The sequence below is a fragment of the Massilia arenae genome (genome assembly GCF_008014745.1).
Classification (GTDB): domain Bacteria; phylum Pseudomonadota; class Gammaproteobacteria; order Burkholderiales; family Burkholderiaceae_D; genus Telluria; species Telluria arenae.
On the sequence record NZ_VPFD01000009.1, the window covers coordinates 76,018 to 89,792 of the forward strand.

General features: G+C 62.2%; 13 protein-coding genes. 4 read left to right on the forward strand and 9 right to left on the reverse strand.

What is annotated here, in order from left to right:
* The first annotated feature begins 58 nt into the window (after positions 1–58).
* Positions 59–1,438, forward strand: coding sequence for a pyridoxal-phosphate dependent enzyme (locus FVD38_RS10170; RefSeq protein ID WP_147934712.1), 1,380 nt, complete (start codon positions 59–61; stop codon positions 1,436–1,438).
* Positions 1,435–2,616: a trans-sulfuration enzyme family protein gene (locus FVD38_RS10175; RefSeq protein ID WP_187271535.1), complete on the forward strand. Its 1,182-nt coding sequence runs from the start codon at positions 1,435–1,437 to the stop codon at positions 2,614–2,616. Before FVD38_RS10170 ends, FVD38_RS10175 begins: the two co-directional genes overlap by 4 nt.
* A gap of 7 nt (positions 2,617–2,623) precedes the next feature.
* Here the strand turns inward: FVD38_RS10175 and FVD38_RS10180 are convergent, their stop codons facing one another.
* The 5 genes from FVD38_RS10180 to clpS form a co-directional block, all read right to left on the reverse strand.
* Positions 2,624–4,219 (reverse strand): methyl-accepting chemotaxis protein, encoded by a 1,596-nt coding sequence (locus FVD38_RS10180; RefSeq protein WP_147934713.1) that lies wholly within the window; start codon positions 4,217–4,219, stop codon positions 2,624–2,626.
* Positions 4,220–4,368: 149 nt separating this feature from the next.
* Complete coding sequence (locus tag FVD38_RS10185; RefSeq protein ID WP_147934714.1) at positions 4,369–4,683, reverse strand: helix-turn-helix domain-containing protein; 315 nt, start codon at positions 4,681–4,683, stop codon at positions 4,369–4,371.
* Positions 4,673–5,026: a type II toxin-antitoxin system RelE/ParE family toxin gene (locus FVD38_RS10190; RefSeq protein ID WP_147934715.1), complete on the reverse strand. Its 354-nt coding sequence runs from the start codon at positions 5,024–5,026 to the stop codon at positions 4,673–4,675. The genes FVD38_RS10185 and FVD38_RS10190 overlap by 11 nt, the downstream gene beginning before the upstream one ends.
* A gap of 190 nt (positions 5,027–5,216) precedes the next feature.
* Positions 5,217–7,517, reverse strand: coding sequence for an ATP-dependent Clp protease ATP-binding subunit ClpA (gene clpA, locus FVD38_RS10195; protein ID WP_123068716.1), 2,301 nt, complete (start codon positions 7,515–7,517; stop codon positions 5,217–5,219).
* Positions 7,514–7,816, reverse strand: a complete 303-nt coding sequence (gene clpS / locus FVD38_RS10200; RefSeq protein WP_020653505.1) for an ATP-dependent Clp protease adapter ClpS — start codon at positions 7,814–7,816, stop codon at positions 7,514–7,516. Before clpS ends, clpA begins: the two co-directional genes overlap by 4 nt.
* 319 nt (positions 7,817–8,135) lie before the next feature.
* Here clpS and cspE point away from each other — a divergent pair, with 319 nt between their 5' ends.
* Positions 8,136–8,339 carry a transcription antiterminator/RNA stability regulator CspE gene (gene cspE / locus FVD38_RS10205; protein WP_005669258.1) on the forward strand — a complete coding sequence of 68 codons (204 nt, stop codon included), beginning with the start codon at positions 8,136–8,138 and terminating at the stop codon, positions 8,337–8,339.
* Between the two features lie 52 nt (positions 8,340–8,391).
* Here cspE and FVD38_RS10210 read toward each other — a convergent pair whose 3' ends face one another.
* A complete protein-coding gene (locus tag FVD38_RS10210; protein WP_147934716.1) occupies positions 8,392–8,700 on the reverse strand; it encodes a hypothetical protein in 309 nt (102 codons plus the stop codon).
* Between the two features lie 29 nt (positions 8,701–8,729).
* On the reverse strand, positions 8,730–9,983 hold the full coding sequence (icd, locus tag FVD38_RS10215; RefSeq protein WP_147934717.1) for an NADP-dependent isocitrate dehydrogenase: 1,254 nt from the start codon (positions 9,981–9,983) through the stop codon (positions 8,730–8,732).
* Positions 9,984–10,111: 128 nt separating this feature from the next.
* Between icd and FVD38_RS10220 the strand changes: the two genes are divergently transcribed.
* Positions 10,112–10,657 carry a pseudouridine synthase gene (locus FVD38_RS10220; protein WP_147934718.1) on the forward strand — a complete coding sequence of 182 codons (546 nt, stop codon included), beginning with the start codon at positions 10,112–10,114 and terminating at the stop codon, positions 10,655–10,657.
* A gap of 51 nt (positions 10,658–10,708) precedes the next feature.
* On the opposite strand, the gene FVD38_RS10225 is transcribed toward FVD38_RS10220, so the two are convergent.
* Both FVD38_RS10225 and rpsT read right to left on the reverse strand, forming a co-directional pair.
* Complete coding sequence (locus FVD38_RS10225) at positions 10,709–12,940, reverse strand: NADP-dependent isocitrate dehydrogenase (RefSeq protein ID WP_147934719.1); 2,232 nt, start codon at positions 12,938–12,940, stop codon at positions 10,709–10,711.
* 393 nt (positions 12,941–13,333) lie between these two features.
* Positions 13,334–13,600 carry a 30S ribosomal protein S20 gene (rpsT, locus tag FVD38_RS10230; RefSeq protein WP_005669248.1) on the reverse strand — a complete coding sequence of 89 codons (267 nt, stop codon included), beginning with the start codon at positions 13,598–13,600 and terminating at the stop codon, positions 13,334–13,336.
* Positions 13,601–13,775 lie beyond the last annotated feature (175 nt).

Below are 13,775 nucleotides of genomic sequence, written 5' to 3' on the forward strand. Positions count from 1 at the left end.
TGCCCGCCGCGGTTCCCTTGCGCTACCCGCGCCGGCTGGCCGGCTTAACGGAGGCAATATGCAACACGCGTCGCAAGCTGCACTGTTTTCGCTGATCGGCGATACCCCGCTGGTGGAAGTCACCCGGATCGATACCGGCCCCTGCCAGCTGTTCCTCAAGCTCGAATCGCAGAACCCGGGCGGCTCCATCAAGGACCGCATCGGCAAGACCATGATCGAGCAGGCCGAGCACGACGGCCTGCTGCAGCCCGGCGGCACCGTGATCGAGGCCACGGCCGGCAATACCGGCCTCGGCCTGGCGCTGGTGGCGCGCATCAAGGGCTACCGCGTGGTGCTGGTCGTGCCCGATAAAATGGCGGCCGAAAAAGTCCTGCACCTGAAGGCGCTCGGCGCCGAGATCCACCTGACCCGCTCCGACGTCGGCAAGGGCCATCCCGAGTATTACCAGGACTACGCCGCGCGCCTGGCGAAGGAGATCCCCGGCGCCTGGTTCGCCGACCAGTTCAACAATCCGGCCAATCCGCGCGCCCACGAAACGACGACCGGCCCTGAACTCTGGGACCAGACCAACCACAAGCTCGACGCCATCGTGGTCGGGGTCGGATCGAGCGGCACCCTCACCGGCCTGTCGCGCTACTTTAAAAAGACCCAGCCCCTGCTCGAATTCGTCCTGGCCGACCCGAAAGGCTCGATCCTGGCCGAGTACGTCGAGACCGGCCACGTCTCGCAACATGCGGGCTCGTGGGCGGTCGAGGGCATCGGCGAGGATTTCATCCCCGGCATCGCCGACCTGTCGCGCGTAAAAACCGCCTACACCATCAGCGATGAAGAAAGTTTCTCGACTGCGCGCCTGCTGCTGCAGCAGGAAGGCATCCTGGCGGGTTCTTCCACCGGCACCCTGCTGGCGGCCGCGCTGCGTTACTGCCGCGCCCAGACCCGCCCCAGGCGCGTGGTCACCTTCGTGTGCGACACCGGCACCCGCTACCTCTCCAAGGTGTACAGCGACGGCTGGATGGTCGACCAGGGCCTGATCACGCGGCCTAAGACAGGCGACCTGCGCGACCTGATCGGCCGCCGCCACGACGCCGGAGAAGTCATCACGCTCTCGCCCGACGACACCCTGCTCACCGCCTTCAACCGCATGCGCTCGAGCGACGTGCAGCAGCTGCCGGTGGTCGACGCCGGCGGCCGGCTGCTGGGCCTGATCGACGAATCCGACCTGCTGTACCAGGTGACGCAAGATACCGCGCGCTTCAATGGGCCGGTGTCCGGCACCATGACGTCCGACCTGCAAACCCTGCATCCGGCGGCGAGCATGGGCCAGCTGCGCGAGATCCTCGACCGCGGCCTGACCGCCGTCATTGCCGACGGGCCAACCTTCTACGGCCTGATCACGCGCTACGACCTGCTCAACCATCTGCGAAGGACCCTGTCTTGACCAATCCAATCGAATTCAAACGGCACCTGGCTACCCGCGTCATCCACGGCGGCCAGTCGCCCGAACCGGCCACCGGCGCCGTGATGCCGCCGATCTTCGCCACCTCGACCTTCCGCCAGGAGAGCCCCGGCGTGCACAAGGGCCTCGACTACGGACGCTCGCACAACCCGACGCGCTGGGCGCTCGAGCGCTGCGTGGCCGACATCGAGGGCGGCCGCGCCGCCTTCGCCTTCGCTTCCGGGCTGGCTGCCATTGCGGCGGTGCTCGAACTGCTGCCGGCCGGCTCGCACATCGTAGCCGGCGACGATATGTATGGCGGCACCTACCGCCTGTTCGAACGCGTGCGCCGCGACAGCGCCGGCCTGTCGTTCACCTACGTCGACCTGTCCGACCCCGACGCGCTGGCCGCCGCCATCAAGCCCGAGACGCGCATGGTGTGGGTCGAGACCCCGACCAACCCGATGCTCAAGCTGGCCGACCTGACCGCCATCGCCGGGATCTGCCACGCGCGCGGCATCATCAGCGTGTGCGACAACACCTTCGCCAGCCCGATCAACCAGCGTCCGCTGGAGCACGGCTTCGACATCGTCGTGCACTCCACCACCAAGTACATGAACGGCCACTCGGATGTGATCGGCGGCGTGGCCGTGGTCGGCGCCGGCGACGCCCAGACCGGCCTGTCCGAGAAGCTCGGCTTCATCCAGAATGCGGTGGGCGCCATCCAGGGGCCGTTCGACAGCTTCCTGGTGCTACGCGGGATCAAGACCCTGGCCCTGCGCGTCGAACGCAGCAATGCCAACGCCCTGCTGCTGGCCAGCTGGCTCGAGCAACAGCCGCGGGTAGCAAAGGTCTACTACCCGGGCCTGGAATCCCATCCGCAGCACGCGCTGGCGCGCCACCAGATGCACGGCTACGGCGGCATCGTGTCGATCGACCTCGACACCGACACCGCCGGCGCGCGCCGCTTCCTGGAGGCCTGCGAGGTGTTCACCCTGGCCGAAAGCCTGGGCGGCGTGGAAAGCCTGATCGAGCATCCGGCCCTGATGACCCACGCCACCATTCCGCAGGAGCAGCGCGCCGAACTCGGTATCGGCGACGGGCTCATTCGCCTGTCGGTGGGCATCGAGCACGTCGACGACCAGCGTGAGGATCTGCGCCGCGCATTGGCGGCGATCTGAACGCCGGTTAAGCCGCTTCGAGCAGGCGCCGATGTGGCTGCTCCGGCGCGGCGAGCGCGCTGCGCAATTTGAACGTCGCCACCAGCGCCGACAGCTCGGCCGCCTGCTGGCGCATCGAGGCCGCCGCTGCGGCGGCTTCTTCCACCATCGCCGCGCTCTGCTGGGTCGACATGTCGATCTCGGCGATCGACTTGCTGACCTGGGTGACACCAATGGCCTGGCCCGCGCTGGCGGTGTGGATCTGACCGAGGATGCCGGCTACCTCGTGCACATGCTGCAGCATCGCGCGCATGGTGGAGCCGGCCGATTCGGCCATGCCGGTGCCGGCCTCGATCTCGCTCGACGACTCGCCGATCAGCTTCTTGATTTCCTTGGCCGCCCCGGCCGAGTGCTGGGCCAGGTTGCGCACCTCGCTGGCCACCACGGCGAAGCCGCGGCCTTCACTGCCGGCGCGCGCCGCCTCCACCGCCGCGTTCAGCGCCAGGATATTGGTCTGGAAGGCGATGCTGTCGATCATGCCGGTGATGTCCACGATGCGCGCGGCCGAGGCCTTGATCGCCCCCATGCGCGCCACCAGCTGCTCGACCGCCCGCGCCCCTTCGGTGGCCACACCGGACGCGGTCTGGGCCAGGGCATTGGCGTTCTTCGCATTGGCGTTGTTGCTGGCGATCGCCTCGCTCAGTTCATCCATTGCGCTCACGGTCTGGCGCAGCGCGTCGGCCTGGCGCTCGGTGCGGTTCGACAGGTCCTGGTTGCCTTCGGCGATCTCGTTCGAGGCCGAGTCGATCGCCTGGGCGCCGACCAGCACCTGCGATACGGTATTCGAGACGCCGTGGGTCATGCCGTTGAGGGCGTCGAACAGGCGGCCGATCTCGTCGCTGCGCTGGTGGCTGATGGTCGGCCGCAGGTCGCCATGGGCCACCTGCTCGGCCAGCATCGCGGCCTGCTGCAGCGGCACCACCAGGTTGCGGCTCAAGGCCCAGGCCAGGCCCGCGCCCACCAGCAGCGCCGCGCCGCCCAGGCCCAGCAGCAGGATCTTGCTGAAGCTCGACGAGGCGGTCGTTTCGTCGGCCAGGCGGTGTGCTTCGCTACTCTCATAGGCAAGCAAGGCTTCGAACGCGCCGACCTTGGCCTTGTAGCCCGGTTCCCACTGCTTGGTCAGGATTTCCTCGACCAGGCCGGTCTGGCCCAGGTCCTTGGCCTTGAACAGCGCTTCCTGGACCGTGCCCAGTGCGGCCTTGTGGCGGGCCGCATCCTGCAGCATCGCGCGCTCGCGCTCCGACACGGGCAGCTTGGCCAATTTCTCTTCTATGGCGGCGATGTTCTTGCGGCCTTCCGCCAGCTGGGCCTGGAAGTAGTCGGCTAGTTCCAGACTGTCGCTGCGTGCGATCGAGACCGTGCGCGAACCGTTCAGGCGTTCGATGCCGAGCAGGTCGGATACCAGCTGCTGCTTGGCCAGCTTGTCGTCGACCAGGTTGGAGGTGATGACATCCGCCGCGTGCATGCGCCATACCGCGACGGCGGCAATGATCACGATGACGAGGGAGAGGATGCCGAAGGCGCCGATGAGCTTGGCGGAGGTGTTGAGCTGTGGGAGTCGCATGGGTAGTCCGTGATGAGGTGGGACAACGATGCGTGCATTCTAGAAATGTTATATGACACAGTCATGAACTCACATTTCAAGAACTACCATAACTCTTTGAAAACTATGCTGCAATAATGGCAATTCCATTATCAGGAATACCATTCCGATCAAAGCGCTGCGATTTCCTCAATCAGCTTGGGGTTGCGATCAATCAGGCTCAAGAGAATGGCGGCCTGCGCGTTCGGCTTCGCCGTACCCTGCTCCCAGTTCTTGATGGTCTGAGGATTGGTACGCAACTTGCGCGCGAATACCGGCTGCGATACACGCAGCTTTTCCCGCACCGCCCTTACCCTTGCCGCGTCCATGACAGGCGGCGCCTTGATTTCCACTTCCGACGTTTTGAGTGTCACTTTTCCGTGACGTGCATCTTCGAGGGCGTCGAAGCCTTCCATTAATTCGGAAAAAATATTTCTATCGGTCATTTTTGCTCATCCTTGCCTTGATTTCCGACTCCAGACGCTGTTTCAGCGCCTTACGTTCGGCCGCCGTAAGATCGTCAGCCTGATCCTTGTCGTAGACGGTGAATAGCCAGAACTGGTCGTCGGCATCCTTCCAGAAATAGATCACCCTCAAGCCACCACGCTTCCCCTTGCCGCGCCGCTCGTCGCCGTACCTGACCTTCCTCAGTCCCCCGGTCCCCTTGATGACAGCGCCAACGATGGGCTCCTTCATCATTTCGTTTTGAAAGTCTTTGAACGAGTCGTCGTCGAAGTACTCGTTGCGCAGCCGCTCGAACGGGGGCAGTTCGATAAAGGTGGCTTTCATCTAGTGTACCCAAGTTGGGGATGTTTGAGTTTAATTTTTAAACTTTAACGGCGTCCTTCCGAGCTTCATTGCGCTACACCGACAAATCGTGATGTCATGTAGCGACGCATAAAAAAACCCGCAACACATTTGTGCGCGGGTTCTTGGCGAGGCGGCAGGATGCCGCCTGATGTGATTCAACCGATCGCGATTACTCGATCTCGACCGTCTCCGCCGGCGCCGGTGGCGGCAGTGCGTCGCCTTCCGGGAACTCGAGGACCACGTCGTCCTTCTCGTTCAGGTCGACCGTCACGCGGCCGCCGCTGGTCAGGCGACCGAACAGCAGCTCGTCGGCCAGCGCCTTGCGGATCATGTCCTGGATCAGGCGCGACATCGGACGCGCGCCCATCGCCGGATCGAAGCCCTTGGTGCCGAGGAACTTGCGCAGCTTCTCGGTGAAGATCGCTTCGACCTTTTTCTCATGCAGCTGTTCTTCGAGCTGCATCAGGAACTTGTCGACCACGCGCAGGATGATGTCCTCGTCCAGCGCACGGAAGCTGATGATCGCGTCCAGGCGGTTGCGGAACTCCGGCGTGAACATGCGCTTGATGTCGGCCATCTCGTCGCCGGCCGCCTTCGAATCGAGGAAGCCCAGCGAACGCTTGGTCAGGCTCTCGGCGCCCGCATTGGTGGTCATCACGATGATCACGTTGCGGAAGTCCGCCTTGCGGCCATTGTTGTCGGTCAGGGTGCCATGGTCCATCACCTGCAACAGGATGTTGAAGATGTCCGGATGCGCCTTCTCGATCTCGTCCAGCAGCAGCACGGTGTGCGGCTTCTTGGTGATGGCCTCGGTCAGCAGGCCGCCCTGGTCGAAGCCGACGTAGCCCGGCGGCGCGCCGATCAGGCGCGACACGGCGTGACGCTCCATGTACTCGGACATGTCGAAGCGCACCAGCTCGATGCCCAGGATGAAGGCCAGCTGCTTGGCCACTTCGGTCTTGCCGACGCCGGTCGGACCGGAGAACAGGAAGGAGCCGATCGGCTTGTCGGTCTTGCCCAGGCCCGCGCGCGCCATCTTGATCGCGGCCGACAGCGCCTCGATCGCAGGATCTTGCCCGAACACGACGTTGCGCAGGTCGCGGTCGATCGTCTGCAGCTTGCTGCGGTCGTCCTGGTTGACCGTTTGCGGGGGAATCCGCGCGATCTTCGCGATGATGTCCTCGATCTCGGTCTTGCCGATGGTTTTCTTCTGCTTCGACTTCGGCAGGATGCGCTGGGCCGCGCCGGCCTCGTCGATCACGTCGATCGCTTTATCTGGCAGGTGACGGTCGTTGATGAAGCGCGCCGCCAGCTCGGCCGCGGTCGACAGCGCCGACGCCGAATATTTCACGCCATGGTGCTCTTCGAAGCGCGACTTGAGGCCGCGCAGGATCGCCACGGTCTGCTCGACGGTCGGTTCGTTGACGTCGACTTTCTGGAAGCGGCGCGACAGTGCATGGTCTTTCTCGAACACACCGCGGAATTCGGTGAACGTGGTCGCGCCGATGCACTTCAGTTGGCCATTGGCCAGTGCTGGCTTGAGCAGGTTCGACGCGTCGAGCGTGCCGCCCGAGGCCGAGCCGGCGCCGATGATCGTATGGATCTCGTCGATGAACAGGATGCCGTTCGGGGTATCCTTGATCTGCTTGAGCACGGCCTTCAGGCGCTGCTCGAAATCGCCGCGGTACTTGGTGCCGGCCAGCAGCGCGCCCATGTCGAGCGAGAACACGACGGCGTTCTGCAGGATCTCGGGCACGTCCTCTTGCACGATGCGCCATGCCAGGCCTTCGGCGATCGCGGTCTTGCCCACGCCAGCCTCGCCCACCAGCAGCGGGTTGTTCTTGCGGCGACGGCACAGGATCTGGATCACGCGGTCGACTTCTTCCTCGCGCCCGATCAGTGGATCGATCTTGCCGTCGGCGGCCGCCTTGTTCAGGTTCTGGGTGAACTGGTCCAGCGGCGATTCCTTCGCCTGGCCTTCGACCTGCGCTTCTTCCACGCCTTCGGACGCCTTCTGGGTGTCCATCTGCTGGTCCTTGCGCACGCCGTGCGAGATGAAGTTGACCACGTCGAGACGGGTCACGCCCTGCTGGTGCAGGTAGTAGACGGCGTGCGAATCCTTCTCGCCGAAGATCGCGACCAGCACATTCGCGCCGGTCACTTCTTTCTTGCCGTTCGAAGCTGACTGCACGTGCATGATCGCGCGCTGGATCACGCGCTGGAAACCGAGCGTCGGCTGGGTGTCGACCTCGCCCGTGCCAGGCACGGTCGGGGTGTTATCACCGATAAAATTAGTCAAGGTCTTGCGCAGGTCTTCGATATTGACCGCGCACGCACGCAGGACTTCGGCGGCCGATGGATTATCGAGTAGCGCGAGCAGCAGGTGCTCCACGGTGATGAACTCGTGGCGTGCCTGGCGAGCCTCGACAAAGGCCATGTGTAGGGATACTTCAAGTTCCTGCGCAATCATACTTCCTCCATCACGCACTGCAGGGGGTGCCCGGCCTTGCGCGCATGCGTTAAGACAAACTCCACTTTGGTACACGCTATATCTTTGGAAAACACCCCACACACACCCTTACCATGACGGTGAACAGAGAGCATGATCTGGGTTGCGGTTTCGCGATCCTTGTTGAAGTACTCCTGGATCACGGCGACCACGAACTCCATCGGCGTGTAGTCATCGTTCAGTAGCGCCACCTGGTACAGCGGAGGCGGTTTGACGGTCTGCCGCTCAAGCAGCTGTTCAGTATCGTGCTTCGTTGCCATGGGGTTATTCTAATACTTCCGAGGTTGGTGCCAAGCGTAAACATCAGCTCGTTTTCTGGTGCTTCCATCTTACGCGTTTTCGGATATTTGCGCAGATGGCGTTCCGATTGAGGAAATCAAGAGCGTAGATGACTTAGGCCTGAAATATTTGGCAATAGGCATGTAAAAGCGCTTGACTTCAGTGATTATTCCACCAACAATGCAGTTATTGACATTGTACTTATGTACTTGTTGATAAGAAGTGAGCAAGGCTGAGGAGGGGGCAAGAAGCTTCTTGCTTTTATGGCTCGTGTGATTTGTTAAATTTGAAAGTTCTTTTATGGCAACTGGTACTGTTAAGTGGTTCAATGATTCCAAAGGTTTTGGCTTCATCACTCCTGATGACGGCGGCGAGGATCTGTTTGCTCACTTCTCCGCGATCAACATGAACGGTTTTAAGACCCTCAAAGAAGGTCAAAAAGTCCAATTCGAAGTCACGCAAGGCCCTAAAGGCAAGCAAGCTTCCAACATCCAGGGTCTGTAATCTCTCCCCTCCCGGAAGCAAAGAACCCCGCGCATGCGGGGTTTTTTTTCGACTATTGGCCTGGTCCATCTTCCTGGGTCCAGCCACTCTCCCGGACGAAAGCCTCCGCGTCGGCCAGAATCGCATTCAACTGATCGTCGTCAACCGAATCGGGCATGGCTTGCGGGCTGTTGCGCTGGAGCGCCTCCAGCGCCTCGTCATAACGGCGTACCAGCGACGCCGCACGTTCGGCCAGGTCGGGAGCCAATTCAGCCGTTGCGGCCGCCGCGCGCAAGCGCTCCGGATCGGCATGCCGCTGGAAAGCGTAGATAAAACGTCCGATTTTCTCGTATCTGGCTTGCGTGATTGATTCTTCGCTCACAGTCCCTCCTTATGCGATTTAAATGACGCCTACATGTTGTCGATCATGGCCTCGCCGAATCCCGAACACGACACCTGGGTCGCCCCTTCCATCAGGCGCGCAAAATCATAGGTCACGGTCTTCGAGACGATCGCCCGGCCCATCGCCGAAATAATCAGGTCGGCCGCCTCGCTCCAGCCCATATGGCGCAACATCATCTCGGCCGACAGGATCAGCGAACCCGGATTCACATAATCCTTGCCCGCGTATTTCGGCGCCGTGCCGTGGGTGGCTTCGAACATCGCCACCGAATCGGACATATTCGCTCCCGGCGCGATGCCGATGCCGCCGACCTGGGCGGCCAGCGCGTCCGAGATATAGTCGCCATTCAGGTTCAGCGTGGCGATCACGCTGTATTCCGCCGGGCGCAGCAGGATCTGCTGCAGGAAGGCGTCGGCGATCGAATCCTTGATCATGATGTCGCGCCCCGTCTTCGGATTTTTAATCCTGCACCACGGGCCGCCATCGAACAGCTCGGCGCCGAATTCCTGTTGCGCCAGCGCGTAACCCCAGTCGCGGAACGCGCCTTCGGTGTACTTCATGATATTGCCCTTGTGAACCAGGGTCACCGAAGGCTTGTCATTGTCGATGGCGTACTGTATCGCCTTGCGCACCAGGCGCTCGGTCCCTTCGCGCGAGACCGGCTTGATGCCCAGCCCCGAGGTATCCGGGAAGCGGATCTTGCTTACGCCCATTTCTTGGGAGAGGAAGGCGATCAGCTTCTTCGCGCCGTCGGAGCCGGCTTGCCATTCGATGCCGGCGTAGATGTCTTCGGAGTTCTCACGGAAGGTGACCATATCGGTCTTTTCCGGCTGCTTGAGCGGCGACGGCACGCCGGCGAAGTAACGCACCGGACGCAGGCACACGTAGAGGTCGAGTTCCTGGCGCAGCGCGACGTTGAGCGAGCGGATGCCGCCACCCACCGGCGTCGTCAGCGGGCCCTTGATCGATACCACGTAGTCCTTCAGCACGGCGAGCGTTTCGTCCGGCAGCCAGGTGTCTGCGCCGTAGCGCTGCGTCGCCTTCTCTCCGGCGAAGATTTCCATCCAGCTGATCTTGCGCGCGCCACCGTAGGCCTTGTCCACCGCCGCGTCGACCACCTTGATCATGACCGGCGTGATGTCCACGCCGGTGCCGTCTCCCTCGATATAGGGAATGACCGGATTATCCGGGACGTTCAGGGTGAAGTCGGCGTTGACAGTGATCTTCCGGCCAGCGGCCGGGACGGTGATATGCTGGACCATCCATTCCTCCAGGTAGGGCGGCGGCCTGCGGCGCGAACTCGCTTACAATGACGCCCGGCATGCCGCCACGATGCATCGGCTTGCCATGCATTATGCCTCAGCTATCCTCATCCGCTCACACGCTTCCCATGCCCCTGATTCTCTTTAACAAGCCATTCCAGGTCCTGTGCCAATTCTCGCCGCAGGAGGGCCGCGAATCGCTGGCCGATTATCTCGACATCCCAGGCATCTATCCCGCTGGCCGGCTGGACGCCGACAGCGAGGGCCTGATGCTGCTGACCGACGACGGCAAGCTGCAGCACAAGATCGCCCATCCCGACCTCAAGGAAGCCAAGACCTATCTGGTGCAGGTCGATGGCGTGCCGGACGCCGCCGCGCTGGCGCGGCTGCAGGCCCCGCTCGACCTGGGCGACTTCGTCACCAAGCCCTGCCGCGCGGCGCGCATCGCCGAGCCCGAATGGCTGTGGCCGCGCAATCCGCCGATCCGCGCGCGCCAGGACAAGCCCACTGCGTGGATCGCGATCACGCTCGAAGAAGGCAAGAACCGGCAGGTGCGGCGGATGACGGCGGCGGTGGGCTTGCCTACCCTACGCCTGGTGCGCAGCAGTATCGGGCCGTTTTCGCTGGCGACGCACCCATTGATGCCTGGGGAATATACCGAGGTAAGGATGTAAAAAAAACCCGCCGACCTCACGGTACGGCGGGTTTTTTATTGACGCTCCGGATTACGCCAGCGATTGCAGCGCAGCGTTGAAGGTCGCGCTCGGACGCATCACGGCGCCCACCTTGGCTTCGTCCAGCTTGTAGTAGCCGCCGATGTCGGCTGGCTTGCCCTGCACTTCCAGCAGTTCGGCGACGATCTTGGCTTCGCTCTCGCCCAGCTGCTTGGCCAGCGGCGCGAACTTGGCGGCCAGTTCGGCATCCTCGGTCTGCGCGGCCAGCTCTTGCGCCCAGTACATCGACAGGTAGAACTGGCTGCCGCGGTTGTCGAGTTCGCCGGTCTTCGGCGATGGCGACTTACGGTTGTCCAGCAGCTTGCCGGTGGCCGAATCCAGGGTCTTGGCCAGCACCTTGGCCTTGTTATTGCCGGTCTTGATGCCGAGGTCTTCCAGCGAGACGGCCAGGGCCAGGAACTCGCCCAGCGAATCCCAGCGCAGGTGATTTTCTTCGACCAGCTGCTGCACGTGCTTCGGTGCCGAACCGCCGGCGCCGGTTTCGTACATGCCGCCACCGGCCATCAGCGGCACGATCGACAGCATCTTGGCGGACGTGCCCAGTTCCATGATCGGGAACAGGTCGGTCAGGTAGTCGCGCAGGATGTTGCCGGTCACCGAGATGGTGTCCAGGCCGCGCTTGACGCGCTCCAGCGTGTAGCGCATCGCGCGCACCTGCGACATGATCTGGATGTCCAGGCCGCTGGTGTCGTGATCCTTCAGGTAGACCTTGACCTTCTTGATCAGCTCATTCTCGTGCGGACGGTATGGGTCGAGCCAGAACACGGTCGGCATGCCCGAGTTGCGGGCGCGGGTCACGGCCAGCTTGACCCAGTCGCGGATCGGCGCGTCCTTGACCTGGCACATGCGCCAGATATCGCCCTGCTCGACGTTCTGCGACATCAGCACTTCGCCGGTGGCGAGGTCGGTGATGTTGGCCACGCCGGCTTCGGTGATCTCGAAGGTCTTGTCGTGCGAGCCGTATTCTTCGGCCTGCTGGGCCATCAGGCCGACGTTCGGCACGGTACCCATGGTCTTCGGATCGAAAGCGCCATGCCATTTGCAGAAGTTGATGATCTCCTGGTAGATGCGGGCGAAGGTGCTTTCCGGGATAACCGCTTTCACTTCTTTCAGGCGGCCATCGGCGCCGTACATCTTGCCGCCGGCGCGGATCATCGCCGGCATCGATGCGTCGACGATCACGTCGTTCGGCGAGTGGAAGTTGGTGATGCCCTTGGCCGAGTCGACCATGGCCAGTTCAGGACGGTGTTCCTGGCAGGCGTGCAGGTCGCGGATGATTTCTTCGCGCTGCGACGACGGCAGGTCGGCGATCTTGTTGTACAGGTCGGCCATGCCGTTGTTGACGTTGATGCCGAGGCTGTCGAACAGGGCGCCGTGCTTGGCGAAAGCATCCTTGTAGAACATGCGCACGCAGTGGCCGAACACGATCGGGTGCGAGACCTTCATCATGGTCGCCTTGACGTGCAGCGAGAACAGCATGCCGGTCTGGTGTGCGTCTTCGATCTGGGCTTCGTAGAAGTCCAGCAGGGCCTTGCGGCTCATGAACATCGAATCGATGATCTCGCCGGCCTGCAGGGCAACCTTCGGTTTCAGGACGATGGTCTGGCCGCTCTTGGTGACCAGTTCCATCTTGACTTCGCGCGCCGCGTCGAGGGTCATCGACTTCTCGCCGTGGTAGAAGTCGCCGTGGGTCATGTGCGACACGTGGGTGCGCGACGCCTGCGACCATGGCTGCATCGAGTGCGGGTTCTTGCGTGCGTATTCCTTGACGGCGCGCGGTGCGCGGCGGTCCGAGTTACCTTCGCGCAGGACCGGGTTCACCGCCGAGCCGATGCACTTGCCGTACTTGGCCTTGATGGTTTTTTCTTCGTCGGTCTTCGGATCGGCCGGATAGTCAGGGATGTTGTAGCCCTTGTCCTGCAGTTCCTTGATCGCGGTGGTCAGCTGGGTGACCGAGGCGCTGATGTTCGGCAGCTTGATGATGTTGGCTTCCGGCGTGAGCGTCTTCTTGCCCAGTTCGGCCAGCGCGTCGGGCACGCGCTGTTCCGGAGTCAGCTTCTCCGGGAAGGCGGCCAGGATACGGGCCGCGACCGAGATGTCGCTGGCCTCGACCGTGATGCCGGCCGGCTTGGTGAAGGTGCTGACCACAGGCAGGAAGGCGTGGGTCGCCAGCAGCGGCGCCTCGTCGGTCAGGGTGTAGATGATGGTCTGATCACTGCTCATGCACATTTTCCTCGGTAGTCGCGAACGCTGTCGCGAGTATAAAACTGACAATTGGCCACAGGCAAGACTATGGCGCTCCGCCTTGGCGCACCGCGCTGATGCCGGACATTCTACCCCTCCCGACTCCGGGATGGCAGATCGCAAAAGAGTGATCACCTCACCCTGCGGCGTCGCGGTCAGCGCCGAAGTCTTCTATAAGACATAAGACGCGCCATATTATGCCCGAGCTTTGGTCGGCTTACCAGTTTTTAAGCGTTCGACAAGTTTGAAGCGCCGCAGTGAGGAAAGTGAAGCGCCAAGCAAAAAAACCCGCCGGGACCGAAGTCGGGCGGGTCTTTCCAACTGCACAGAACTTTGCCGTCGCGGCCCTGAGGGCCGCGTCGCAAACGGCTATTAAGCCGACAGTGCTTTCAGGGCTGCAGCCAGGCGGCTCTTGTGACGCGCTGCCTTGTTCTTGTGGATGATCTTCTTGTCAGCGATGCTGTCGATCTTCGACACGGATTGCTGGAAGATGGTGGTCGCAGCTGCCTTGTCGCCAGCCTGGATGGCTTTGCGAACGGCCTTGATTGCGGTGCGCAGGGTCGAACGCTGCGACGAGTTGTGTGCGTTTTGCTTAACTGCTTGACGAGCGCGTTTGCGCGCTTGTGCGGTATTTGCCATGGAATTTCCTAAATCGGGGTCAAGTTGCGTTTGCAAACATTAGCGACGGTCAAACTGGCGCCGGGGTTAGCGATGCGATGCCTGCCCAACGATTAGTGTCTGCTAACAGAATTCAGTACAGCCCACGATTATAGCGAAGGTTTCAATTCCGAGCAATTCATAATTCAAAGATTGT

Bases quoted from the DNA above. Each gene is read 5' to 3' on its own strand.
- FVD38_RS10170 (WP_147934712.1), top strand. From the start codon at position 59: ATGCAACACGCGTCGCAAGCTGCACTGTTTTCGCTGATCGGCGATACC.
- FVD38_RS10180 (WP_147934713.1), bottom strand. From the start codon at position 4,219: ATGCGACTCCCACAGCTCAACACCTCCGCCAAGCTCATCGGCGCCTTC.
- FVD38_RS10185 (WP_147934714.1), bottom strand. From the start codon at position 4,683: ATGACCGATAGAAATATTTTTTCCGAATTAATGGAAGGCTTCGACGCC.
- FVD38_RS10190 (WP_147934715.1), bottom strand. From the start codon at position 5,026: ATGAAAGCCACCTTTATCGAACTGCCCCCGTTCGAGCGGCTGCGCAAC.
- clpA (WP_123068716.1), bottom strand. From the start codon at position 7,517: ATGATTGCGCAGGAACTTGAAGTATCCCTACACATGGCCTTTGTCGAG.
- clpS (WP_020653505.1), bottom strand. From the start codon at position 7,816: ATGGCAACGAAGCACGATACTGAACAGCTGCTTGAGCGGCAGACCGTC.
- cspE (WP_005669258.1), top strand. From the start codon at position 8,136: ATGGCAACTGGTACTGTTAAGTGGTTCAATGATTCCAAAGGTTTTGGC.
- icd (WP_147934717.1), bottom strand. From the start codon at position 9,983: ATGGTCCAGCATATCACCGTCCCGGCCGCTGGCCGGAAGATCACTGTC.
- FVD38_RS10220 (WP_147934718.1), top strand. From the start codon at position 10,112: ATGCCCCTGATTCTCTTTAACAAGCCATTCCAGGTCCTGTGCCAATTC.
- FVD38_RS10225 (WP_147934719.1), bottom strand. From the start codon at position 12,940: ATGAGCAGTGATCAGACCATCATCTACACCCTGACCGACGAGGCGCCG.
- rpsT (WP_005669248.1), bottom strand. From the start codon at position 13,600: ATGGCAAATACCGCACAAGCGCGCAAACGCGCTCGTCAAGCAGTTAAG.